Origin of the sequence: Pelagicoccus mobilis (genome assembly GCF_016595505.1) — a bacterium.
GTDB lineage: Bacteria > Verrucomicrobiota > Verrucomicrobiia > Opitutales > Opitutaceae > Pelagicoccus > Pelagicoccus mobilis.
In genome coordinates this window covers 1-22,740 of sequence record NZ_JAENIL010000042.1, presented here as the reverse complement: position 1 = coordinate 22,740, position 22,740 = coordinate 1, and the positions used below count along the sequence as shown (strand labels likewise).

Sequence of the window (22,740 nt, the reverse complement as noted above, 5' to 3'; positions counted from 1 at the left end):
GCAGAGCCTCAGCACGCACATCAGGATCCACACAAACTGCCACACAAAAGCTGGCATGTCCGATCTCAGGACGTGCTGGCAGGGCCTTACTTACTATGACGCAGGAGTTTCCTCAGTTGGAATCCAAATAAAAAGCTCCCTAGAGGAGTTCGGTTATAATGAAAACAAAATTTCCATTTTTCAGAATCTACGTATCGCTCTTGAGCATACTATCAGTTACGATTCACGCAAGTGAACGACCTCAGTATTCACTTCTTCGCTACAACGAAGACTGGTCAACATTTTCCAGATCAGAACATCGAGACAAGTTCGATAAGCTAAAATACGTTTCGCCCACCGCCAATGGTGAAATCTGGATGAGCTTCGGCGGACAATGGCGTGAACGCGTAGAGGCATGGGACAACTTTGCATTCGGGACACCAGCCAACGATCAGGATGTCGTACTGCTGCAACGAGTCGTTCAACACGTGGACATCCACTCTGGGGAGAGATTCCGTGTATTCGTGGAAGCCATCAGTGCCCTGGCAACGGAACGTGACCTCCCCGGAGGCAAGCGTTCTATTGACGTAGACTCTTTCGATCTGCTGAACGGATTCGCAGACTTGTCCTTCAGAATAGGTGACGGAAAACTAACAACGCGGATCGGCCGACAGCAGTTTAAGTTCGGCAAACAGCGACTCGTAAGCCCCCTGCCCTGGGCCAACGCGAACCATCGCTGGGATGGAGTAAACGCCATCTACATAGAAAAAGGCTATTCGCTCCAAGCCTTCGCATCACGATACGTCCCAGTCGATAAGTATGACTTCAACGAGAGCGATCACGGAAACAAACTAAGCGGACTCTAACTAACGTCCAAGAAACAAGGAGACATTTACTTCCTCCAGTGCGACCTCGACGCCAAAGACGAAACCCGACGAACCTTCGGAGCCCGCATCCATGGTGAGTCCGACAGCTTGAATCTCGACTACGAAGCGGAGTTCGCCACGCAAACCGGGTCCAGCATGGGCAAAGAGATCGATGCATCCATGTTCGCAGCCCAATTTGGTTATCGCTCTAAAGCCCTTCCCAAAAACATGCGCATCTGGATTGGCTTCGACTACGCCAGCGGCGACCGGTCCGCTGAAGACAACAAAGACGGGACCTTCGACCAACTCTTTCCCCTCGGGCACGCCTACCTTGGATACATTGATATGGTCGGTCGCAAGAACACGCTTTCATACAGCCAAGGAGTTAGCCTGCAAGCGACGAAGCGCACCACCGTTACACTTGCCCTCCACCAATTCAGGAGAGCGCGCGACACCGACGCACTCTACAACGCGGGAGGTGCAGTCGCACGCGAACCGGGCAACGGGCTCAGTCGAAAGGTGGGGAACGAGTTAGACCTAAGCATCAGCCATAAATATAGCGATCACGTCAACCTACTGTTCGGGCTTAGCCACCTCAGACCGGACGATTTCATCGAGCAAACAGGAGCAAGCGAAAGCATCCGTTTCGCTTACGCCCAAGCTGTCTTCACCTATTGATTACTAAAAGGCTACTCCTTCCTAGAAACCGAGCAAAACAAGCAACATATTCGAATTTTCAAAATGGATACATCACACACACAAGCAGTAAGCAGCACAACGGAATCAGATTCGACGGTCAAATTTCTCACCTTCAAATTAGCGAGTGAGTCCTATGGAATCGAAGCACTAAAAATTCGGGAGATCATACACATCCAAGAAGTAACAAAGATTCCTCGAATGCCTGCCTATATTAAAGGCGTGATCAATCTACGTGGGAAAGTGATACCTGTGATGGACCTGCGAGTTAAGCTCGAAGTACCCGCGAGCGAAGTCCATGACCGAACCTGTGTCATCGTAATCGAGTTAGCCGGTTCAAACAGCCTATTTGGACTCATGGTGGATGGAGTCGAAGAAGTCGTTAACATACCCCACGACGCAATTGAGCCCTTCCCTGAATTGGGGTCCTCAGAAGGCAACCAATGCAGTCTCGGAATTGCGAAAGTCGGCAACGGAATTAAGACCCTGCTCAACATAGAAGAGATCGTAACAGAAGATAGAGACCTACAGCTCCCCATCTCCTAACCTAGGTATTAACAAGGCTCATCAGCAAAACAGATGAATTGCGATCTATCGAGAGAACCCAATGGAATTGTGTTTAAATTTCGGGGACAAACAAGAGTTCACGATATCCGGAGCGCAAACGCCGCGTTTCACAGTGATTGCAACTTTGAAAAGCTTAGCTACTCGATATGGGATTTCACAGATGCTGACCTGGCTGAAATAAAGATTGGCGACATGGTCGTCCTCGCGGCAGAAGATCTAGGTGCGGCGAGAACAAACCGAAGCCACGAACTAGCACTTATTGCAAAGAATCAACACACTCTCAGTCTGCTCAAGTACTACTTGGACATATGTAGTCGACACAACTCCTCCTGGTCATTTCGCATATGCGAAACCGAAGCCGATTCACGAAAGTGGATCGAATCAGAATCCAAGGGACAAACCGCCTAGCGATGCTCTACTCCACTTCGGTTCCCTTCAACCAAGCGCTACGATACTTCCATGGCGAAACTCCATGCACCGACTTGAACATTTTCGAAAAATGGAAAGCGTCAGAACAACCGAACTGATCAGCCAACTGCTCGTTTGACAAACCAAGCTGCCGAAGCAACTCCGCCGCTTGTATCATCAAGTGCTTCCGACGGTACTGCGAAGGCGACATGCCAGTCTCCTTCTTAACCTCCTTCCTCCAAGCGGAATAGGAAAGGCCACTGATCGCAGCGATCGACTCCCAATCAACAGACCTCCCCGAAGGCCATGTAATCACTCTTCGAATACTGTTCTGAAGCCGCTCGCTTCTAGACCTGCGTCCCCCACGGCTCTGGCTAAATGTATTCAATTCATTAAGCAGCTCATGTAATCGCAAGACTGCTCGCGTCATTTCGAACTCGCTATGAGTTTCCATCTCGAGGAGCTCCATAAAACGAGAAACCCAAAGCTCCAGCGTGCCCAGACGCAGCACCGGTTCTTGAAAACACCCACTCTCTTCATCAAACCAAGGCTCGAAGCTGGCACCTTCGAACGTAATAAACAGCTCTTCCCAAATTCCCTTTTTCGTCGCCCCATACTGGTGAGGCCTCTTGGGGTGGACGAAAATCAAGTCGCCTGGCTCAAGACAACAGTCAACTCCATTACGGTCTCGATACCTCCCTTCTCCATTAAACAGAAGAACCAAGCCAAAAAGACCATATTTTCGGAAACTCTGAAACCCAGTCCCAAGCGTCCCATAAACGACTCCCCCGTTTGCAATTCTTCCTAATGGGCTGGCAATTCCCGAGCGAGAAAAGATACGTGTCACTTGCGGCAAGGTCATATCGATATTTCGAATCAGCCAAAACGTACATGTTTTAGAGCAAGCTGTCCATTCACTTCGCCACGATTCGTGATATGATTACGGCACTTTTCCCACACCGGATCATGACAAAGCACGCCGAATCCCCAGGACCGCACCACGCCCACTTCGTCTGGGAATCCTGCAAGCCGACCAGAAATCACTTCACGCTCTTTCGCTTAGACTTCGCACTAGAGCAAACGCCTGCCGAAGCTCTATTGCACCTCTTTGCCGACACACGCTATCGCCTTCGCGTAAACGGAGTGTTCGCATCGGCTGGACCTGCAAGGTTCGTAACTGAGTATCCAGAATACGATACTGTCGACATCGCTCAATCGCTCCGTCCTGGAGCAAACTGTATAACGGTAGAGATAAACGTCTTCGGAGCGTCATCCTTCCAAACCATGAAGAACGGAGCAGCAGGCTTTATCGCATGGGGAGGATTCTCAAATACATCCTTCGCCACCCCTGGAGCTTGGAAAGTCCGCACACTTAAGGCCTGGGATCGGGACGCAGCTCTATTCTCATTCGCCCTCAACCCAGCTGAAATCTGCGATACGCGCAAACTCGACGAAGCCCTCTTCCACCCCGATAACGACACCACCGACTGGGAGTCTCCGATCCACATCAAAAGCGAAGCACAACCCTGGAAAAACCTGGCCGCCCGCTCAGTGGCAGACTTCCCTTTTACTCCCCTTCGCCCGAGTCGAATCACTGCATCAGGCAGCTTAGAAGCCAAGGAGTCGCTCTATGGCTTTTGCACCGAAACGGACGTACATTCAGAGAATGGCGAACCAACAAAAGCACGCGTATTTCAGACAATCCTCCTATCTCCCAAAGATCAGAAAGTCACAGTCGGCTCCCACTGGGGAAACTATTGGCTAAATGGGAAGAAAGTCGAAGCCACGCAAGTTCCCGAAATTGGCAACCGCTCTGAAATAACGCTTACCCTCAACGCCGGGAAAAACCTGTTCTGCGGCTACCTATCGTCGCTTTCGCGACTCTGCGACCAGTGGGACTTCCTTCTGGGAATCCCCACTGGATGCGGCGTCACCATCAATGATGAAGACACAGGGGCATTCCTCCTCTCCCCCTTGATCGATGAGTCCGAAACTCCAGGTTGGCTCGATGCAGGGAAGCCCATCTCCTCTCAGAAATGGATTCCCGACAGCGGAGACTGGACCCGCCTTACCCCCGCCCGCATCGCCGCATGGGACCGCATGGGCGACAATGCCACTCGCAACCTCCCTTTAGCAGATATCCCCAAATCCTCGGGAAACGAAAAATCCGGTTTCGTATGGAATTTCGAATACTCGACGGAGTTTTTGGGTTACGCCTGCATCGAAATCGAGGGGCCCGCCGGCACTGTCGTCGATATCGCATTCGATGAGTGGATACGCGATGACGGTCTCGTTCACCTCTACAACACAAACCCCTTCGTCAATACGGTAGAGCGATTCATCCTTCGAGGCGGTCGCCAAACCCTGCAGCTCTTCCACCCCAGAGGAGGACGCTACATCCAGGTCGCAGCCCGATTCCCAGCTGGCAGTCGATCCCCAGTTATCCTGCACGATATCCACGTAAAGAGTACTCAAACCATCGACCTGCAAGGGAGCTTCAAATGCTCGGACAGCTTCTTCAACAAGCTTTGGGATGCTTCCGCGCAAACAGTTCGCGTGAGCACCGAGGACGCCTACGCCGACTCTCCGTGGCGAGAGCGTGGGACATACGTCGGCGACTTTTGCGTCAATCAGCAAGTACACCGCCTGATCAACCACGACCTGCGAGCAGCTCGACGTAGCCTTCTGATCTACGCCCAAGCCCAAACCGACAACGGACAAATACTCGCCGTCGCGCCCTCCTGGCTCACCTCGCCTCACGAAGACTTTTCCCTCCTCTGGATCAAAGCGGTCCATGACTACTGGAGTATGACCGGCGACACAAACTTGGTGGAGGAAGTTTGGCCCGCCATTGAAAAGCTGTGGTCAAGCTCAGCCTGGAAAAGCACGTTCGACTGCCTTTGGGACGCCGAAAACATGCGGGTCTTCATCGACTGGGGTGTTCTAAAAAGTGAACGCACCGGGCAAGCCAACGCATTTCTTAACGCCCTTCGCATCGCCACACTCTCACAATCGGCCAGACTCGCCCGAGCGATCAAAAAGGAGGAGCGAGCAACTTATTTCACCTCCGAAGAAAAACGCGTGCGAGACGCATACACCCGTCTCCTCTGGAACGAAAAAGAAGGTCGCTACGCCGCATCGCTAGACGCATCAGGCAAGCAGCAACTCACTCGGGCCAACCACGCGAACCTCTTCGCCTACGTGAACCGAATTCACCGCCCCGAAAACGCCGAACGTCTCGAAGCCTACGTCCACGCCGAACTCCACACCAACTTCGAGCGGGGCATAAGCCTAGGCGAAGGCGGCGGTCACATAGAATTCTACTTCTTCCAGTATCTTTTACCCCACCTTGCCGAAACCGGTGAGCACGCCTTGGCCGAACAACTAATCCGTCAGCATTGGAAAAACGTAGTCGATGCTGGTTACGGTACCCTTTCCGAGTGCTTTTCGAGACACTCCCTAGGGGGAGGCAGCAAATGCCACGGATGGAGCGGCTTCCCTGCCGTGTACCTGAGCCGCTTCGCTCTCGGATTGAGACAAGAATCACCCGGCAACCCAGACCGCTTCATACTCGACCCAACTCTAAGTCCAGAAATCGATTTTGCCGAAAGCTCCTTTCCACACCCCAAAGGAGCTTTATCAGTTAAATGGATACGAAAAAATGAAAGATCTTACTCATTCGAAATAGACGCACCCCCAGGAGTAGACGTTTCTGTCGTCCCAAGCAAATTCGAACAGACCGAACTCGCCTAACCGAACTTGTCGCTAATCTTTCTTCCCGTCCTGAACACGCTCCCCTGTTTCGTAAATATCTTGAGCCGAGCCAATGATTTGAGAGTCCAAGTCATCCAATAAACTCTCGTCCTTCCCATCATAGGACACGGTCCTGAGGAAATGCTTTATCGCATTGAGGCGGGCTCGCTTCTTATCGTCCGAACGAATGATCGTCCAAGGAGCATCAGCCGTATCCGTATAGAAGATCATGCTTTCCTTCGCTTCAGTGTACTCATCCCAGCGCCCAAGCGATTCCACATCCATAGGGCTCAACTTCCACTGCTTGAGCGGATCTTTGGCACGCAACATGAAGCGACGAAGCTGCTCCTCCCGACTTACCGAGAACCAAAACTTGAACAAGCGAATCCCGCTCCTAACAAGCATCCGCTCAAACTCCGGAGCTTGACGCATAAACTCCAGGTACTCGCGATTATCGCAAAAACCCATCACTCGCTCCACCCCCGCTCGATTATACCAAGACCGGTCAAAAAACACGATTTCACCATAGGTCGGCAACTGCGCGACATAACGCTGGAAATACCACTGCCCCTTCTCCGCGTCCGTCGGTTTCGCCAACGCAGCGATCCGAGCTCCACGCGGATTAAGCTTCTCCGTAAACCGCTTAATCGTCCCTCCCTTTCCAGCGGCATCCCGTCCTTCAAAAACCAATACAATTCGCTCATCGTTCTTGGTTGCCCAAGCCTGCATCTTGACCAGCTCGATCTGAAGCTTCTCCAGCTCCTCCTCATAATCCGTCTTTTTGATGGCTCGCTGATAAGGATAGCTCGAACCGATCATCTGCTTCTTGTCGCTGACGGAATTAACAACCTCCACCAGCTTTCGAGGAACGCTCTTCCGTATCTGGTCCGCGATCAGGCCGATCATAGGAAAAGAAACTGCAGGCTCAGCCTCTAATGCCTTAGCCTCTACGTTTTCATTCGGAGCTTCCGAATTGGGTTGTTTATCATTCATAGGGAGTTTCGCTTTCATTGTTTGTTCCTAGAGTACACTCGCCAAATTCGGGCAGTCCGGTAGCTCTTGCTACAAGCCTATCCTCAAGCACACACTCTTTCAAATCGCTGAGGTAAAAGTTCAATCCGTCCATGCCCGGCCGGAATGCGACAGCTCTTCAAAATCCAGACACAGCAAGCACCAAGGATGGGACGGTTTCGGAGTCGAGCTCCGCAGGACTGACTCCCACATGTGCAGAACTTCAGTTTTCTAGGGTAGCTTCAACCAAGCTTCTTTCGCACGCTCGGCTAGGGATCATTTCACATATTCGATCACACTCAGCGAGCGCCGATCTGTGCCTACAACACGCGTTGCAACGCCCTTCGACCAAACAATACGGGTTAGGTATTCTGTTCATTTTACACCTTTTTGGCTGGCAATTCCAAAGAAGAGAGCTTTCATACCAACAACTTTAAGGTGCAATCTAATGCAACTTCAGTTCTGCGAATTAGCTCGAACTTCGAACCAACGATCTAACTCGTGCCCGCTAAAGAACTCTCCAACCCCAAAACGACGATCCACACATGACGACCGTTCAGAAGGATATCGATCCACTGTAATTTAGAGTGAATACGCTTTCGATGCCTCTCACTTGGCTCTGAAAGTCTGCCAACTAGGTGATGGAATGAAATTCGTACGTAGTACCTTAGATACTACGCTCGGCAAACTATTGCCCCAAGACGACCTTCACCCCTTCAGGAACTTGAATTGAATGCTCACAAGCATCCAAAAGAGTCCTTTTGTACCCATAACTTCCTACGAAACATGCGATCCGCATACGACGCCCCCTTCAGATAGGCGTACGAAAAACACCCCAATACTTGAATACAATCATGAAAAGAAGCTCCATGAATACCTTCACCTGGTTGAAGGAACTCACACTGCTCTCGTTCTTTCTAATAATTGCGGCCCTTACCTCCGCGCAAACAATAGTACCCATCGGCTCCGGTAGCTACACGACCGAATTTCCAGGGGTCGATGAAGCAGGTCGCAACGGCTTTCCCGACGGCACCCCCTACCTAAGCGGTCCGGCGGCTTCTAAGCCCGTTCCCACAAACGACTGGTGGTCGAATCTCCTCAAACAGTCACATGGAGGCCAAGCTTTCAACTACCCGCTTTCATACCGTTCGCTCCCGCAAGGCTTGGTGGTCAACTACACCATGCCTGCAGGAGGCACCCCGACAGAGTACCGCCAGCCCATGAGCGACGTGGCGGGAATCACCGTCGGGGTAGTGGACCTAAGCGCCCCCTCTTCTACCGCATCCGACCATTCGGACTGGACCGCGACCATCAACTGGAACGACGGCGTTCACGACTTTAGCGCCCTTATGGGGCACGGCATGCCGTTTACGTATTTCACCAAGGGCGACGCAGACCTGGCCCGCATAAAGATCGGTTTCAATGAAGCCGGCGTATCCATTAGCGAAAACAAGCTGCTCATAGAAAACAATTTTGGCGGAGCAAGCTATATAGTGTACGGCCCCGCGGGCTCGACATGGAGTGCTTCCGGGAACGAGTATACCTCCGATCTCAACGGACAAAACTACTGGTCCATGGTCATGGTACCAGCGTCAATGACGATGGCATCTGCAGCTCCGTACTTCGAAGCTTATGCGTATTCATTCCCTACGGACACTCGCATCGAATGGACTTACGACGAAACCACTTCCACCGTCCGTACCGACTTCATCATTACGCCAACCGTCATGGAAGGACCGGGCAACACCGTATTCTGGGGAATCCTCCCGCACCACTGGGCCAATCTCGCGCCGAGCTCCACAACACCTGGCCCCTACACCTATGAAACGGTTCGCGGCGAAATGAGAACCCTTACCTCAAACACATTTTCCACAGAAATCCGGTTTAGCGGAATTCTGCCAACCATGCCCGACGTCGCAAAATACAGCGGCTCCTTCGACCCGTCAGAGATCGCGCAAGTGATAGAACAAATGAAGGCCGACACACTAGCGACCTGGACCGACTCCTACAACGAAGGCCAAGTGATGAATCGCCTCGTGCAAACCGCTCGTATCGCGGACCAGCTAGGAAACATCGAAGCTCGCGACCAGATGCTCGCAACCGTGAAAGAGCGCCTAGAAGATTGGCTCACAGCCGAATCAGGAGAAGTCGCCTTTCTCTTCTACTACAACGACGACTGGGACGCCCTCATCGGCTACCCTGCGGGCCACCGTCAAGATACTAACATAAACGACCACCACTTCCATTGGGGCTACTTTATCCACGCCGCAGCCGTCCTCGAGCAATACTACCCAGGCTGGGCGGCTGATTGGGGAGATATGATCAACATGCTCATTCGCGACGCCGCCAACCCATCGCGCACCGACAGCATGTTCCCCTTCCTTCGCAACTATAGCCCATACGCAGGACACTCGTGGGCCAATGGATTCGCGACCGAGCCCTTTGGCAACGACCAGGAGTCCACCTCCGAGTCCATGCAGTTCAACTCCTCGCTCATCCACTGGGGAGCCGTTACTGGCAACGACGAGATACGCGACCTCGGCATCTTCCTCTACACCTCTGAACACTCGTCCGTAAACGAATACTGGTTCGACCAAAACGACCGCACGTTCCAGCCCTCCTATGCGTACGAAATGGTTGCTCGTGTCTGGGGAGGCGGCTACGACAACGGTACTTGGTGGACGACCGATGTCGCTGCCTCATACGGCATCCAGCTCTACCCAATCCACGGCGGATCCCTGTATTTGGGACACAATACAGACTATGTCCAAGAAGCCTGGCAAGGTATGGCCGCAAACACCGAGGTCCTATCAAACATCCCCAATGGAAACCTCTGGTACGACACCTATTGGAAATTCCTTTCCTTCCTAGACCCTGCCGAAGCCCTCAATCTATACAACAACTACAGAGAGCGGGACCTAAAGTTCGGAGTATCCGACGCGCAAACTTACCACTGGTTGCACGCCATGGTCGCGCTCGGTCAGGTAGCCGAAGAAATTACGCCCGACTACCCAATCGCTGCCGCATTCAACAACGGCGGAGAGATAACGTATGCTGCTCACAACTACACTGCCGTTCCCATTACAGTTAACTTCTCGGACGGCTTCAGCCTCGACGTTCCAGCCTTCAGTAGAGCGACCAACAGAGATCTCGATCTAACTGTGAACCTAACGGTCAGCGAAACCGAAATCCCGTCCGGAGCCACCGTCGATTTAGCCGTCACTGTCTCGTCTCCGGTTGATCGCGTCGACTTTTTTGAGGACGGAGTCCTCGTCGGATCCGACGACACGGCTCCTTACGAAATGAGCACAGCCGGACTACTGCCAGGACACCCCGGATTCTTCGCCAAAGCCTACATCGGCGAAGCCTTCAATATCTCAAATGTCGAGTCCGTCCAAGTCGGATCCCAAGTACCACTCTCTGGTGTAGCTTTCCCAATCCCAGGCGAAATCCAAGCAGGCAACTACGACGAATTCGAAGGAGGACGCGGTCAAGGTATCGCATATTCCGATACAACCGTTTATAACGAAGGTGGATATCGCCCATCGGAAGGCGTCGACGCAGCCTCCGACCCCAACGAAGGAGCGATTGTCGGGTGGATCGAAAGCGGCGAATGGCTCGAGTTCACTGTCGACGTAGCAGCAACTGGCAACTACGACGCGACCATCCGCTACGCAAACGGCTCCGGAGGAACTGGCGGGCCGCTCGTATTCGATCTCGACGGAACCCCTGTGGGTCCAGAAATCCCGATCCCAACCACAAGCGGCTGGGGATCATGGGAAACGCTCACAGTCGAAGACATACCACTCACAGCAGGACAACACATCTTGCAAGCTCAAGCCATCGGGAGTGGCTTCAATCTCGGTCGCATCACTTTCTCGAATGCGGACGGCCCAGCCATCGCTCTCTCTTCGATCACCGTATCGCCAGACCCAGTTACGCTCCAAGACGGTCAGTCCCAGCAATTCTCCGCCACCGGACTCGACCAAAACGGCAACCCAATGTTCCTCTCTCCCAATTGGGGAACCTCAGGCGGCGCCATCAACAGCTCCGGTCTCTACAACGCCAACAGCACAGGAGATTTCACCGTAACCGCCTCTTTCGGCAGCCTATCAGGCTCAGCGGATGTTTCGGTGACCCGCGCCACCTCCGTCCTCACCTCGATGTCGGTGTCTCCTCTTGCCCCAGCCATAGACATAGGAGCGACACTGCTCTTCACCGCGAGCGGGCTCGACCAATACGGCGACACCATGGTTATCACGCCCACATGGACCGCAAACGGCGGCACCATCGACGAGACCGGTCTCTATACCGGCAACGCCAACGGCATCTTCGAAATTACCGCGACTTCCGGCTCGGTTTCGAGCTCCACAACGATCGCTGTCGGAGACGTAACTCCGGTGCTTACGACAATCCAAGTCTCGCCTGACTCTGCAGAATTAAACATCGGGGACTCTCAGCAGTTCACCGCAGAGGCATTCGATCAATTTGGTTCGCCCTTCCCAACCACCATCGTTTGGGACGGCACCGACGCAACTGGCCTCTTCAATGCAATCGCCCTCGGTTCCTTTACGGTGACTGCCAGCTCCGGCGCCCTAAGCGACACTGCAAACGTATCGGTTGTCGAAAAGGACCTGAACGGCTGTTCAGGTGAAGAGGATGACTACAGCTGGTCCATCTCATCGACAGAAATCGTATTCACCTCGAAGACGGGATCCGCATGGGTTGACGCTCACCTCACAATCAATGGCGGAAACGAACAAAACGTTCGTATGGCCACCACTGGCGACGGAGTCCATACACAAGCTATCACCACCGCTCCCGGTGACATCGTTGACGTATTCTTCACCTACGCCTTTGGAGAAGGAGCAAAAGACTCGCTTCATCACGCCTGCACCGTAGGCGGCGGGAGCGGAGAAGATCCGACTGAGCCAAGCGAAGCCGCGTCAGCGCCAACCTTGCCCGAGGACTGCGTAGTCGCCCTATACAGCGACGCCTACACAACTATCGACGGCGTCAACTTCAACCCGTTCTGGGGGCAAGCAACCGTAGTCACCCACGAAGAAATCGCTGGAGACAACGCGCTCAAGTATTCAGGGCTCAACTACCAGGGAACCGATTTCGCCGGAAACCCGCAGGATGTCTCGGGCATGGATAGCTTGCACCTCGACTTCTGGACAGCTGACTCCACCGCCCTAAACCTCTACCTCATCAGCCCCGGTCCCGTCGAAACGCCGTACACCCTCCCGGTCACTCCAGGCCAGTGGGTTAGCGTAGACATTCCGCTAACCGACTTCGTGCCTGTCGACCTCACAAACGTCTTCCAGCTCAAGTTCGACGGAAACGGAACGGTGTTCCTAGACAACATATACTTCAGCAAAACACCTGAAGAAGCAGGCTGCTCAGGCGAGGAAGACGACTATAGCTGGTCCATCTCGGAAACAGAAATCGTGTTTACTTCGAAAATCGGATCAGCATGGGTCGATGCCCACTACACAATCAACGGAGGAGCACAGCAAAACATCCGCATGCTCGCCGCTGGCGACGGAGTCCATACACAGGCTATCACCACCGCTCCCAGCGACATCGTTGACGTATTCTTCACCTACGCTTTTGGAGAAGGAGCAAAAGACTCGCCTCATCACGCCTGCACCGTAGGCGGCGGGAGCGGAGAAGATCCGACTGAGCCAAGCGAAGCCGCGCCAGCGCCAACCTTACCCGAGGACTGCGTAGTCGCTCTTTACAGCGACGCCTACACAGCTATCGACGGCGTCAACTTCAACCCATTCTGGGGACAAGCAACCGTAGTCACCCACGAAGAAATAGCTGGAGACAACGCGCTCAAGTATTCAGGGCTCAACTACCAAGGAACCGACTTCGCCGGAAACCCGCAGGATGTCTCTGGCATGGATAGCTTGCACCTCGACTTCTGGACAGCTGACTCCACCGTTCTAAACCTCTACCTCATCAGTCCTGGTCCCGTTGAAACGCCCTATGCGCTCCCGATCACTCCAGGCCAATGGGTTAGCGTAGACATTCCGCTAACGGACTTCGCGCCTGTCGACCTCACAAGCGTCTTCCAGCTAAAGTTCGACGGAAACGGAACTGTATTCCTGGACAACATATACTTCAGCAAGGAGCCCGTGTTAACAGGCTGTACAGGAGACGAGGCTGACTATACCTGGTATATCACTGATACGGAGATAGTCTTCGATTCCAATATCGGGTCTGAGTGGGTAGACGTCCATTACAAGATAAACGGCGGTCCGCAGCAAAACCTGCGCATGTCAAATATCGGAGACGGCATCCACATCACCCCGATCACCAAATCCGAAGGTGATGTAGTGGAAGTGTTCTTCACCTACGCACTCGAAATAGGTGCCAAGGACTCGTCGACTCATTACTGCCCAGAACCCGCGGAAAACATATGTTCGGGCGAAGAAGAGGAATACGGCTGGTCAATCAGCGAGCGTGAACTCGTATTCACCTCCTATCTCGGATCCGAGTGGGTTGATGCTCACTACACCGTCAACGGAGGCACGCAACAAAACGCTCGAATGAGCGACAAAGGTGACGGAGTACACGTCCTACAAATCGACGCTACCGCAGGTGATCTCATAGACGTATTTTTCACCTACGCGATCGAGATCGGAGCGAAAGACTCGCCACACCATTCCTGCGCAGCAGATGAGACCCCACTCGTACTCGAGAGTATCATAGTATCCCCGGATACCGTATCCATCGATCTAGGACAAAGCCAGCAATTCACTGCCCAAGGCTTTGACCAATTCGGAGACCCGATGGCAATCACGCCAGTCTGGACCGAAGCGGACGAAAACGGTCTCTTCTCCGCGACCGAGGTCGGCAGTTTCGTAGTCACCGCCTCCTTAGGCGACGTATTCGCGCAAGCGACCATCACGGTAAACGATCCAGTATGCGATGCCCCGAAATGGAATCGCCGTACCGCTTACGACTTGGGTGATATTGTAACCTTCCGAGGCCATGCCTGGAAATGGGAAGGCAAGCACAAGCGAGACAGGTTCCGCAAATGGTGGCACAAGTCTAAGCGTGCTCGAGGCTTCAGGCCAGGAATCAGGTCCGGATGGACGAATCTAGGACCTTGTCTCTAAACGGAACCCAACAGCCCTACATACAAGCGCCCGATGCAGATTCATCGGGCGCTTTCACAATATACCCCGATTTCGTCATCCAATAGCGATCAACCAAACCAACTCGATCAGTTTTTTGATGAAGATATAGGAGAATCGAACGAATCGATCCGTTCCCATACACGAACGTAATCCACCACCATCTCAGTCGGAAAGCCCTCTGGCGTCACATTCTCAGGCACCGGAACCCGACCACCATTCGCCCACTTTATCAGTGGAGGACGAGCTTCCATCGTCAAGGTGACCGCCATCGGCAGGTGCCAATACACATTTTCCGCGCTCGCCACCTCCTTGCCATCAATGTACCAGGTAATTTTATCGGGAGTCACCTCCGCAGCATAGAGATGAAAGTCGTCCCGCGGATCCCAAGGCGCGGTGTAATGATGTGCGCAAAGGTCTGGCCGCTGCTGCGGGCGTATCCACTTCTCAACTCCATTTTCATCCAACACCCGCGTGTGCAGATTGCAGTCGATGTGGTTCACCGGCGCCTTACCTTTGAGCTCCTTCAGGTAGTTGTTCTGCTGCATCTCCACGATATCGATTTCGCTGTAAGTCACATGCGGGTAGTCGGGATTTCGGTCCACCCCATAACTATACAGCCAAAACGCCGGACATAGCCCGGGGAAACGATCACAGCCTTTGATCCTCGCCTCGAAGTAACCGTAAGTCGTTTTCTGCCGAGATCGAAGTATCCCCATCTTGTAGAAATACTCCTTCCCCTTCCGAGCGTGCTCCTCATAACGAGCTCGAATGTGCAGATTCCCATCCTTTTGCCAGACATTGTCAGGAGTCCAAGAACGCTCGCCCCAAGGCTTGAGCCGGTGATCCCACTTCTTTTCATTGATCGCCTTCCCATCGAACTCGTCCGAAAACGCTTCGACTAGCTTCCAATTTCCGCCGACACCAACCGGCTGAACGTCCTTCGCCGAGAGCGAAGTAACCAAAATAACAGAGAAGAAAACAGACAGTTGCCGAATCATGTCCCAGACGCTGCCAGAATTGTATACAATTCAAAACACCCTCTGCTCGTGAACCATTCAAATGATAGCGCGCGGCAATCAAATTTACGCCTTCACCATTCGCGCCACGCACGTCACTGTCACCCCATGCCAACCGAAAAAGAAAAGATGCTCGCCGGAGAGTTTTACAGCGCGATGGATAAAGAGCTTTCGGATGATCGCCTCTCCGCACGCCAAGCGACCTACGCCTACAACGCCACCTCTCCTGACCAGTTCGCAGAACGAGCCAAAATGCTCAAGGAGCTCCTCGGTTCCTACCACAAGACCACCTTCATCGAGCCGCCTTTCCGCTGTGACTACGGCTACAACATCCACGCCGGCAAAGCCTTCTACGCCAACTACGGTTGCGTGATGCTAGACGTGAACCGCATCGAAATCGGCGACCATGTTAAGTTCGGTCCCAACGTTCAGGTTTACACCGCGGGACACCCCACAGATCCAGAGGATCGAAAGGCGTTCAAAGAGTTTGGACACCCCATTAAGATCGGCCATAATGTGTGGGTCGGCGGCGGATCGATCATTTTGCCCAAGGTCACGATCGGCGACAATTCCGTTATCGGAGCCGGCAGCGTAGTCACCAAACCAATACCCGCCAACGTCGTCGCCGCCGGAAATCCCTGCCGCGTGATCAAAGAGCTCTAGAGCGTTCAGAAGCGGCCATTACAGCCAAAGCAAAATCAGAGGTTGGAATTTTCGCAAAAGGAGGATTGGATTCGATTGTCCAACGAATCCAACACCTAACTGCCTAAATACCAATTTGTGAGCAACAGCGCACGACCGTATCTGCGAATCCACCTCTTCGCCGACTTCGAACTCCATTTGGAGGGCGCGCTTTGTCCCGCCATCGAGAAGCAGCGGCAAAAATCCCTGCTCGCCTACCTCGCATTCAATCAAGGCAAGCCGCAGTCCCGCTCCCACCTTGCCTTTACCTTCTGGCCAGACTCCGAAGAAAAACAAGCGCTCACCAACCTACGCAACCTGCTCTACGGAATCCGCCAAGCCCTCCCGGAGATCGATCGTTTCCTCGAAATCGACAAACAGACGATTTCCCTGCGCGACGATCCCGAGTGCGAAGTCGATCGTGTCCGCTTCGAAACGGATCTGTCAGCTGAGAAACTCGAGTCCGCGTGCAAGCGCTACCGCGGCAGTCTGCTTCCGAAATTCCACGACGAATGGATCGAACCAGAACGGGAAAGCCTCCGGTTAAGAGCGGACGAATCATTCAAGAAACTTATCGACCAATTCCGAGAGGACGGGGATATCTCCCAAGCGATTCACTACTCCAAAATCCGGATACAGCATGAATCGTTATCGGAGTCGAGCCAATGTACCCATATAGAACTACTCGCGGAAAGCGGCGATAAGGCTGCAGCCCTCCAAGCATATTTGTCCTACGAAAAGCACCTGCGAGCGGAGCTCGAGATCGAACCCGGCGATGAGATCCGCGCTCTGCGAAACAGAATCGCCACCGCTGCACCCCCAAAAATCGACCACCCCCCTGCACGAGAGTCAGCCCCGACAGCTCTTCCCACAAAAACCAAAGCACGCCATCTCGGCACTCTTCCTCTCCTAGCCTTAAGCTGTGCGATTGCACTGAGTTTGCTATTCTTCTTCAGAGACAAGAGCCCCTCCTCCTCCACCACCAAAAACTCGATCGCTGTCCTCCCCTTCGACACTCGCAGCCAAAAGGAAGAAGATCGGTTCTTCGCCGATGGGTTCCACGACGATCTCATTACTCAGATATCCCGTATCCAGGATTTCGACATAATCTCTAGAACCTCGACGATCAAATATCGGAATACCGAAAAGGACCTCAAGCAGATAGCTAAGGAACTCGGAGTGACCACGATCATCGAAGGAGGAATCCAGCGTCAGGGAAATCAAATACGAATCAATATACAGCTCATTGATGCAAACTCAGGTTTTCATCTATGGGCCGAGAACTACACCCGAAAAACCACTGCCGAGAACATATTCGAATTACAAAATGAGATCACAGCGGCAATAACCTCCGAGCTTCAAGGCGTCCTCCTTCCGCAGTCCAAAGACTCAAGGAACGAACCGCCCACTCAAAACCTAGCCGCCCTCGAGTCCTACTTCTACGGACGAGCAAGCGGCATTCATAGCACAAGCGAAGGCCTCGCCAAATCGATCGAACATTACAAGAACGCGCTAGAGCTGGACCCTAACTTCGCGGAAGCTCACACCGCTATTGCGCTCTCTTATTTGAGACAGATCCATTTCAGCGGGAAACCAGTCGAGGCTCAAGTCGCCATCGCTAGGTCACATGTAGCAAAAGCCCTGCAACTGGACAACGGATTAAGCAATGCTCACGTCTCACTCGGCTACATGAAGTCCTACGAAACAGACTTCGTAGCCGCTGAGCGAGCTTACGAAAAAGCGATCGAGTTAGACCCAAACAACGCCGATGCGTACCTGCTGTATTCAATTTCCCGACACTACCGATACGGCGACTTGGAAATGGCGCTTGAACTCGCAAAAAAATCAGTGGAGCTAGCCCCCGTCGATTCGCAAAACCGCATCGAACTGGCCAATGTCCTAATGTCGCTAAATCGAGTAAGCGAAGCAAAAAAGCTATTGAGCGAGCTTATCAAAGACGACTCAAAGAACAGCCTTGCCATCAATCGCCTCGGAGCGCTCTACGATTACAGCCTCAATCGCTATGACGAAGCCATCCGCCTATATCGCCTTGCCTACAAGTTAGACCCAACCAATCAAGATCTCTCTTCTAGCATCGCATGGGCATACTTGAAACTCGGAGACAAAGGAAATTATATCTCGTGGAGCGAACGCGATATCGCCGTGGCCCCCGCATCTCACAAAGTAACTTTCCTCAAGGGCTACATTCATAAAATCCGCGGCCAGACCGAAGAGTCTATAGCGAGCTTCGCAGCTCTAAAACAGAGCGATATCTTCTTCGATTGGTCGGTCTATGAAGTCACAGCTGCTGCGGTGGAACGCGGCGCGTTCGCGGAGGCGCTAAATGGATTCACCGTGGCCTACCCTTGGATCAGCGCCACGGATGTTGCGATAAACCAAAAGAACTGCATACAGCTCATAGACTACACCTACCTGCTACACCTGAATGGGCGCCAAGAACAGGCAGAAGCCCTCGGTCAACGCCTGATCGAATTCCTACCCAAGGCAACTCGGCTCTCTCAGATTGGCTACCAATATTTCGACTCCCACGTTTATCTCGCCTTGGGTGACAAACAGGGAGCCTACGCAGTTCTCCAAGATTACATCGACGCTGGCGGTTGCGCCAGCTACTTCGCGACTGAGGTATTCACCAAGTCCCTCCACAACGAACCCGAATTTCAGCGACTCCTTGCGATCAACAACTCCCGACTCGCAGAGCAACGCCGCACCCTGGCCACCTGGGAAGCCAACAACGAACTCGCTCCCATCCCCGACCTAGAACTCAGTCTAGGACGGTAGATCAAACGCAAAACAATCAGGGATTGCCTCTGGCAAACAGGATCACGCTAACGCGTGAACAGGATTCAACAGGGGAAATTCGAACCTGCTGCCGAAGGCATCCTGCTCCAGCGAAGCTGGATCCCTGTTAATAAAAACACACCGTTTTCCCCCTCGAAACGCACAGGAAACGCACCAGAAACGGTCATCGGTTAGTATGGGCGCTCTAACCAACACGAGCTTGCTTTCCGCTGAACGCTCCTAATCCAACCACCATCGTACCTGCCATGACCGTCCACCGTTCCAGGCTTCTGCCTGTCGCTACGCTTTTCGCTAGCCTACTGCTCTCAACATTCTCCCACGCCTCCTCCGAAGGAAGCCGCCTCTACGAGAACATGGGGGACTTCACCCGCCCCATCACAACCGAATCCACCGAAGCCCAGACTTGGTTCAACCAAGGCATGCAGCTCCTCTACGGCTTCAATCACGACGAAGCCATCCGCTCCTTCCACGCCGCCGCGGAAGCCGATCCCACCGCCGCAATGCCCTGGTGGGGCATCGCCTACGCCCACGGGATCAACATCAACGATCAAGCGATGACGGACCAACGCTCGAAAGCCGGCCGCGAAGCTGCCGACAAGGCGCTCTCCCTCATCCAGAACACTACGCCCGTCGAAGCCGCTCTCATCAGAGCAGTTTCCGAACGCTACGAGTACCCGGCTCCGGAAGATCGCTCGCACCTCGACCAAGCTTACGCGGACGCCATGGAACGAGCTTACGCCACCCATCCAAACGATGCCGACGTGGCCGCCCTCTTCGCCGAATCCCTAATGGACATGCAAGCCTGGGACTATTGGGACAATGAAGGCAACCCACGCCACCGCATCCTCGAAATCGTAGCCGCCATCGAAACCGCTCTAAAGCTCAATCCCCGCCATCCCGGAGCCAACCACTTCTACATCCACGCCGTGGAAGCCTCGCAAGATCCCGACCGTGCCGAAAAGTCAGCCGACATCCTTCGCACCCTAGTCCCTGGCTCCGGTCACCTCGTCCACATGCCCGGTCACATCTACGTGCGAATCGGCCGTTACAGCGACGCCGTCGATTCCAATATCCAAGCGGTCGATGTCGATCGCAAGTACTTCAAGCTAGCGCCTCCACCTACAAACTACATCATCTACTACGCCCACAACCTTCACTTCCTCGCCTACTCAGCCATGATGTCAGGCCGCTACAACGATGCCATGACCGCCGCCCGCGACCTAGAGCGTGAAGTCCCCGAAGAAGCCCTCAAAGAGCTCGCCTTCCTCATCGAAGGAATCATGCCCACCACCTTCCACGTCATGATCCGCTTCGGCAAGTGGGAGGAAGTCCTGAAGGAGCCTGCGTACCCAGAATATCGATTAGTGAGCAACGCCGTTCGCCACTACGCACGCTCCATCGCCAACTCTGCACTCGGTCGCACTAAAGAAGCCCGCATCGAAATGGCACACTTCAACGAAGCCATGGCAGCGGTCCCCGAAGACTGGCACGTATTCAACAACCCAATCGCGAACGTACTCCCGATCGCCAAATCCATGATCGAAGGCGAGCTCCTGTATCGCGAAGGCAAATACGACGAAGCCTACGCCATCCTCCGCAAAGGAGCCGAAGCAGAAGACCAACTCGTTTACGACGAGCCACCCGGCTGGATGCTCCCCGTACGCCACGCCCTAGGAGCCCTCCTCATGGAGCAAAAACGCTACGCCGAAGCCGAAGAAGTCTACCGCGAAGACCTAAAGCGGAACCGAGGCAACGGATGGGGAATGCTCGGCCTGCAAAACGCCTTGCTCGCCCAAAAGAAAAACTCCGCCGAGTCCATTCGCCTCTCCGGCCAGTTCGCCGAAGCGTGGAAAGACGCTGACACTCTCCCCAGCTCCTCCTGCTTCTGCGCCCCGGTTAACTGAGGCAGAACCCGTAGCGCGGTGCTTCAGCCCGCGTATTCACATTGCAGAAACAAACCACCTGAAGATACGCGGACCAAAGTGCCGTGCTACGTAATCGCTTCATGAAACAAATAGGCACGTTCCTTCTCGCTCTACTCCCAACCATTCTCGCAGCCGACGAAACCGAATTCAACATTGCCGACTGGGCCCGCGAATCCATCAGATCCTCCACTAATACAGGGATTCCAATCAGCACTAGCAGAACGAGAAACCAACACTACGAGTTGAACATCGCCCTCCCCGAAAGCTACACAGCTAATCCAGACAAACAGTATCCAGTCTTGTATTTACTGGATCCCTACTGGGATTTCAACGCCATCAACTCGATGATAAGTTCGCTAATCTACGACAAATACATTCCTGAGATTATTGTAGTTGGCATTGGATACGCTGGAGAGAATCCAGATCTCGGTACCCTACGCCAGATCGACTATACTCCAGTACGTGACAAATTCGACAAAAGCAGTGGAGACGCTAAAGCATTCTTGGACTTCCTTGAACTGGAAGTCATTCCAAAGGTCGAAAGCGAGCTTCGAGTTGATTCCTCCTTTCGCGCCTTGGCCGGGGCCTCTCTCGGCGGATTGTTTTCGCTCTACGCCATGTTTGAAAAACCCGAACTATTCCAGGGCCACATTGCCAGCAGTCCAGCGATTCTCTGGGGACGCCGCTGGATCATGCAGCGCGAGATCGAGTACTTTTGGGGCGATAGCCAAGAACTCTGGCTCGACAAGCCTCAAACTCCACTCCCCACTCGCCTTTTCATGACGGTCGGAGCACCAGAGACCGAAATCAATTGGGTGTACGAAGCAAAAGCTTTCGACGCCTTAATTGCAAATCGTGGGTACGAAGGATTTGAATACGAGTTCCATATCATGGATGGCTATCACCACGCCGGCGTAAAATACCCAACGTTCTCCCGTGGCCTCCCCTTTCTCTTCAAAGAATACCTCAAGAGATAGATGCTTAAAGTCCCGCCCCTTACATCTACGCCACCCTACAAGCAATGAGAACATAGCATCGACAAGGGTGAGAGGCTCATCTAGCCCTTACCCCGATGATCAAACCGTTCATGCGAGGGCTTGGCGCCTACAGATACGCCCACCGATTAGTCTGGAAAGAAGGGATGTGGAAACATCTCATCATTCCCGGGCTGCTAAGCATGCTCTACTTCCCGCTCGTAGTGGGAGGCCTCTTCGGCGGCACCTTTTTCGGAATCCAAGAACTGAGCGTGCTGATCGGGGAAAAGTGGCTCCCGAGCGAAGTCGCAGAATGGGTTGGGGGTATCCTAGGCTTCATCGTTGGCCTCCTCGGGATCTACCTCTCCTACTTGCTCTACCGCAGCGTAGTCATGATTATCTACGCCCCCTTCATCGGGCTCATTTCCGAAACCGCAGAAGAGAAATACCACGGCAGCAAGGGGCCCGGTTTCTCGATCGGCGGCCTCATCTACGATATCTACCGCGGTTCGATGGTCAGCATCCTTACACTAGCGATCTCGCTCTTCCTCACCGTCGTCTGCTGGCTGCTTTGGCTACTCCCAGTAGCAGGGACAGTCATCTACTTCATCGGCATGATCATCACTCAGGCATACTTCGCCGGAGCCGCCTTCATGGATCCGGTACTCGAACGGCGTCGCATCGGCATCCGAGCCAGTCTTGGGCACTCCTACCGACACAAGTGGCACGCCATGGGCAACGGAGCCGGATTCATGATCATGATGCTCGTCCCCATCATCGGCTGGTTCCTCGCCCCCTCCTACGGCATCATCGCCGCCGCCATAAGCGGTCCCAACACGATGTACGACGCCCCTAAGCGACTCGGAAAATAACGTAGCGCGGTGCTTCAGCCC

At 53.5% G+C, this 22,740-nt stretch carries 11 protein-coding genes and 1 pseudogene; 9 read left to right on the top strand and 3 right to left on the bottom strand.

Annotation, left to right across the window (positions count from 1 at the left end):
- Positions 1-158: 158 nt before the first annotated feature.
- Positions 159-1,523: pseudogene (locus JIN87_RS28340) on the top strand (alginate export family protein).
- Positions 1,524-1,586: 63 nt separating this feature from the next.
- Positions 1,587-2,087 carry a chemotaxis protein CheW gene (locus tag JIN87_RS19920; RefSeq protein WP_200357375.1) on the top strand — a complete coding sequence of 167 codons (501 nt, stop codon included), beginning with the start codon at positions 1,587-1,589 and terminating at the stop codon, positions 2,085-2,087.
- A 436-nt stretch (positions 2,088-2,523) separates the two neighbouring features.
- On the opposite strand, the gene JIN87_RS19915 is transcribed toward JIN87_RS19920, so the two are convergent.
- The gene (locus JIN87_RS19915) at positions 2,524-3,378 is read right to left on the bottom strand and encodes a helix-turn-helix domain-containing protein (protein WP_200357374.1); all 855 of its coding nucleotides are present in this window, start codon (positions 3,376-3,378) and stop codon (positions 2,524-2,526) included.
- Between the two features lie 104 nt (positions 3,379-3,482).
- On the opposite strand from JIN87_RS19915, the gene JIN87_RS19910 reads away from it, so the two are divergent.
- The gene (locus JIN87_RS19910) at positions 3,483-6,269 is read left to right on the top strand and encodes an alpha-L-rhamnosidase-related protein (protein ID WP_200357373.1); all 2,787 of its coding nucleotides are present in this window, start codon (positions 3,483-3,485) and stop codon (positions 6,267-6,269) included.
- 12 nt (positions 6,270-6,281) lie between these two features.
- Here JIN87_RS19910 and ppk2 read toward each other — a convergent pair whose 3' ends face one another.
- Positions 6,282-7,280 carry a polyphosphate kinase 2 gene (gene ppk2, locus JIN87_RS19905; protein WP_200357372.1) on the bottom strand — a complete coding sequence of 333 codons (999 nt, stop codon included), beginning with the start codon at positions 7,278-7,280 and terminating at the stop codon, positions 6,282-6,284.
- 854 nt (positions 7,281-8,134) lie between these two features.
- Here ppk2 and JIN87_RS19900 point away from each other — a divergent pair.
- Positions 8,135-14,410: a glycosyl hydrolase gene (locus tag JIN87_RS19900; RefSeq protein ID WP_200357371.1), complete on the top strand. Its 6,276-nt coding sequence runs from the start codon at positions 8,135-8,137 to the stop codon at positions 14,408-14,410.
- A gap of 107 nt (positions 14,411-14,517) precedes the next feature.
- On the opposite strand, the gene JIN87_RS19895 is transcribed toward JIN87_RS19900, so the two are convergent.
- Positions 14,518-15,429, bottom strand: a complete 912-nt coding sequence (locus JIN87_RS19895) for a kappa-carrageenase (protein ID WP_200357370.1) — start codon at positions 15,427-15,429, stop codon at positions 14,518-14,520.
- Between the two features lie 126 nt (positions 15,430-15,555).
- Here JIN87_RS19895 and JIN87_RS19890 point away from each other — a divergent pair, with 126 nt between their 5' ends.
- From JIN87_RS19890 to JIN87_RS19870, 5 genes are all read left to right on the top strand, one after another.
- Complete coding sequence (locus tag JIN87_RS19890; RefSeq protein WP_200357369.1) at positions 15,556-16,110, top strand: sugar O-acetyltransferase; 555 nt, start codon at positions 15,556-15,558, stop codon at positions 16,108-16,110.
- A 117-nt stretch (positions 16,111-16,227) separates the two neighbouring features.
- Positions 16,228-18,927: an AfsR/SARP family transcriptional regulator gene (locus JIN87_RS19885; RefSeq protein WP_200357368.1), complete on the top strand. Its 2,700-nt coding sequence runs from the start codon at positions 16,228-16,230 to the stop codon at positions 18,925-18,927.
- Between the two features lie 266 nt (positions 18,928-19,193).
- Positions 19,194-20,852 carry a tetratricopeptide repeat protein gene (locus tag JIN87_RS19880; RefSeq protein WP_200357367.1) on the top strand — a complete coding sequence of 553 codons (1,659 nt, stop codon included), beginning with the start codon at positions 19,194-19,196 and terminating at the stop codon, positions 20,850-20,852.
- 101 nt (positions 20,853-20,953) lie between these two features.
- On the top strand, positions 20,954-21,850 hold the full coding sequence (locus JIN87_RS19875; protein ID WP_200357366.1) for an alpha/beta hydrolase: 897 nt from the start codon (positions 20,954-20,956) through the stop codon (positions 21,848-21,850).
- Positions 21,851-21,945: 95 nt separating this feature from the next.
- The gene (locus JIN87_RS19870) at positions 21,946-22,719 is read left to right on the top strand and encodes an EI24 domain-containing protein (protein WP_200357365.1); all 774 of its coding nucleotides are present in this window, start codon (positions 21,946-21,948) and stop codon (positions 22,717-22,719) included.
- Positions 22,720-22,740: the final 21 nt, after the last annotated feature.

Bases quoted from the DNA above. Each gene is read 5' to 3' on its own strand.
- JIN87_RS19920 (WP_200357375.1), top strand. From the start codon at position 1,587: ATGGATACATCACACACACAAGCAGTAAGCAGCACAACGGAATCAGAT.
- JIN87_RS19915 (WP_200357374.1), bottom strand. From the start codon at position 3,378: ATGACCTTGCCGCAAGTGACACGTATCTTTTCTCGCTCGGGAATTGCC.
- JIN87_RS19910 (WP_200357373.1), top strand. From the start codon at position 3,483: ATGACAAAGCACGCCGAATCCCCAGGACCGCACCACGCCCACTTCGTC.
- ppk2 (WP_200357372.1), bottom strand. From the start codon at position 7,280: ATGAAAGCGAAACTCCCTATGAATGATAAACAACCCAATTCGGAAGCT.
- JIN87_RS19900 (WP_200357371.1), top strand. From the start codon at position 8,135: ATGAAAAGAAGCTCCATGAATACCTTCACCTGGTTGAAGGAACTCACA.
- JIN87_RS19895 (WP_200357370.1), bottom strand. From the start codon at position 15,429: ATGATTCGGCAACTGTCTGTTTTCTTCTCTGTTATTTTGGTTACTTCG.
- JIN87_RS19890 (WP_200357369.1), top strand. From the start codon at position 15,556: ATGCCAACCGAAAAAGAAAAGATGCTCGCCGGAGAGTTTTACAGCGCG.
- JIN87_RS19880 (WP_200357367.1), top strand. From the start codon at position 19,194: ATGACCGTCCACCGTTCCAGGCTTCTGCCTGTCGCTACGCTTTTCGCT.
- JIN87_RS19875 (WP_200357366.1), top strand. From the start codon at position 20,954: ATGAAACAAATAGGCACGTTCCTTCTCGCTCTACTCCCAACCATTCTC.
- JIN87_RS19870 (WP_200357365.1), top strand. From the start codon at position 21,946: ATGATCAAACCGTTCATGCGAGGGCTTGGCGCCTACAGATACGCCCAC.